This is a genomic window from Acidimicrobiales bacterium (assembly GCA_035533095.1).
Taxonomy (GTDB): domain Bacteria; phylum Actinomycetota; class Acidimicrobiia; order Acidimicrobiales; family Palsa-688; genus DATLUM01.
The window spans coordinates 1-2,459 of sequence record DATLUM010000101.1 but is presented as its reverse complement, the minus strand read 5'-3'; the positions used below and the strand labels follow the sequence as shown (position 1 = coordinate 2,459).

Annotated in this window: 4 protein-coding genes; 3 read left to right on the top strand and 1 reads right to left on the bottom strand. The window is 67.3% G+C overall.

Going from position 1 to position 2,459, the window contains the following annotated elements; genetic code table 11:
• Positions 1 to 169: 169 nt before the first annotated feature.
• Positions 170 to 310: a hypothetical protein gene (locus VNF71_12785; protein ID HVA75427.1), complete on the bottom strand. Its 141-nt coding sequence runs from the start codon at positions 308 to 310 to the stop codon at positions 170 to 172.
• Positions 311 to 564: 254 nt separating this feature from the next.
• Between VNF71_12785 and VNF71_12780 the strand changes: the two genes are divergently transcribed.
• The 3 genes from VNF71_12780 to VNF71_12770 form a co-directional block, all read left to right on the top strand.
• Positions 565 to 1,155, top strand: coding sequence for a DUF4389 domain-containing protein (locus VNF71_12780; GenBank protein ID HVA75426.1), 591 nt, complete (start codon positions 565 to 567; stop codon positions 1,153 to 1,155).
• A 154-nt stretch (positions 1,156 to 1,309) separates the two neighbouring features.
• Positions 1,310 to 1,855 (top strand): nitroreductase/quinone reductase family protein, encoded by a 546-nt coding sequence (locus VNF71_12775; GenBank protein HVA75425.1) that lies wholly within the window; start codon positions 1,310 to 1,312, stop codon positions 1,853 to 1,855.
• Positions 1,856 to 2,145: 290 nt separating this feature from the next.
• Positions 2,146 to 2,459: hypothetical protein (locus tag VNF71_12770; GenBank protein ID HVA75424.1), on the top strand; the 314-nt coding region annotated here is incomplete at its 3' end.

The following is a 2,459-nucleotide window of genomic DNA, read 5'->3' as shown; positions in this document are numbered from 1 at the left end:
TTCCCGGGGATAGCTGGATCCTGCGGTGTGGATGGCTTTGCGGCGCGGAGCGACCGGTTCGCCGCCGGCTACACCAGGCTCGATCCTGGATCCCCGCTCCCGTGGCGCGTTCGGGCCCTTCCGGCGGACTTGGAGCCTGAGGTGGTGCCGAGGCGGCCGCACGCCCGGATCAGAGCCTCCGATTCCTGGCTACCGGACCGGGGAGCATGTTGCCGACAACGCCTGCGATCAACAGCCCGACCAGCGCCCGCCCGATGCTGTCGGTCGCCGTGTAAACGCACACCGCGATGATCAGCCCGAATCCCGTCATCCCGACGGTCCACCTGAGGGTGCGGCCCGTTGTCGACCTCCACCCGCCAGGATGCGCCCCGACAGCATCCTCCGGTAGAGGCGAGGAGCCCCGCTGGCGCCGTCCGAGACTTCGGACTCCGGCGAGGTTCTGGCACGGATCCGGGACTGTCGACTCTACCGACGCGACCGTCCGCTGACGTCTAATGGGATGACGTCTGGCGCGCCGGACTCGACTTCTGGTCGCGTCGAGACCAAGGAGGTCGACCTGTGTCCATGTCCAGCCCATATCCCGCGCAGCTGGAGTTTGACGCTGATCGCCACATCACCCGTTGGCGTCCGCTGGTCCAGTGGTTGTTGGCCATTCCTCACCTCATGGTTGCCGACGCCCTCAGCTCGCTCCGCTGCGTGCTGACCCTGATCAGCTTGGTGACAGTGCTGTTTACCGAGCAGATCCCCCGCCCACTATTCGACATGATCGCCATGACGTATCGCTACGAGTGGCGGGCGATGAGCTACGCCTTGTTCCTCCACGAGGACTACCCGCCGTTCGACTTCCAGCCCGCCGCCGCGGATGACGGCGTCGAGCCGCACACCGCGCTGAGCCTTGCCTACCCCGAGCATCTCGACCGGTGGAAGCCGCTCTACAAGTGGTTCCTGGCAATCCCGCACTACTTCGTGCTCGCCGCGCTCGCCGTCGCCGGGGTGCTCGCGCTTATTGGCGGGTTCTTCGCGGTCGTGTTCAGCGGCGAGTACCCGCAAGGCGCCCGCGACTTCCTTGTGGGCGTGTATCGCTACGGTCTGCGGGTTCAAGCCTACGTCGGGTTGCTGACCGACCAGTACCCGCCGTTCAGCCTGAGACCATGACCAACACCGCACACCCCTGCATCCTCCCCAGCGAAGGCGAGATCGTGATCAGCCGGCGAGTGGGAGAGTTCCGAGCGGAGTGTGCGTACTCGCGTTGTTCACCCGACCCTAGCCGGAGCTCGAGATCACGACCTTGCACGACGAAGGAGAAGTCATGACCCCGAAAGACACGTCACGCGACAGTCCTCGATCAGAAGGCCAGCGCTCGCAGGGTGACGGTTGGTCACGAGGAGCGCAGACGTCCGAACCGAAGGGCAAGCCACGACTTCCTCCGCGCTGGTTCATTCGGCGCTTCTGGTTCGCCCATCGCCGGCTGTACCGTCTCACGGGCGGCCGTCTGGGTCTGTGGCGGCCGAAGCCCAACGGTTGGGGCGCCCTGCGTCTCAGCACGGTCGGGCGGCGGACCGGCCTCAAACGCAGCGTCATGGTCGGCTACTTCGAGGATGGAGCGAACCTCGTCACGATGGCCATGAATGGCTGGGGCGAGGGCGAGCCGGGATGGTGGCTGAACCTGCAGGCCCACCCCGACGCTCGGGTCGACCTTGCCGACGGGCCGCGTCTGGTCACCAGCCGGGCCGCCCGCGGCGAGGAACGGGAACGGCTGTGGTCACGGTGGCAACAGATCGACAAGCACCTGGACGTCTACGCAGCACGCCGCTCCACCGAGACCGCCGTCGTTGTCCTGGAACCGCGACCTTGACGTGTTGAGGTCAGAGCCGCGGGTACTTCCCGACGCGGTAGCCACGGAAGGCCCTCACCCTCTAACCAGAACGGCGAGGAGCCCCGACATGGCAGAGGCCACCCAACAACCACCGACTGCACCCACCGCCACCGACGCTGCCGGGCTAGCCCGCGTCCTTCTCTGAGCCATGTGGTTCGAGAGCCCGCAAGCGAGTCGCACACGACGGGGGTGGTGCGCACAGGTGCGGCCGTGCCGCCTAGGGACCTTCCGCCCTGTTCGGGTCGCAGCGGCTGGCCCATGCTGTCGCCATGACCGCTACGGTCGAGGACGTCGCGGGTCCGCCAGCGCCGACGTCGACGGCAAGTCGGCGCCGCGCAATTTGGCTCATGGCTGGCCTCGCGGCTGCGGTTCTCGCCGCCGTCACCATCGGCATTGTTGTGACCGCGGGCGGCAGCTCGGCCGGAGCGCAGCAGTTGACCTCGACGCAGCACGCCTGCCAGCAGTGGACCGGCACCTACGCGCCCTCCTTAGGGGGCGCCCCCGCCGGCGGCTGGTGTACGGCCATGACCGACTGGATGCGCCAACAGTTGCGGGGTGGCCACATGACCGGGGCGATGATGTG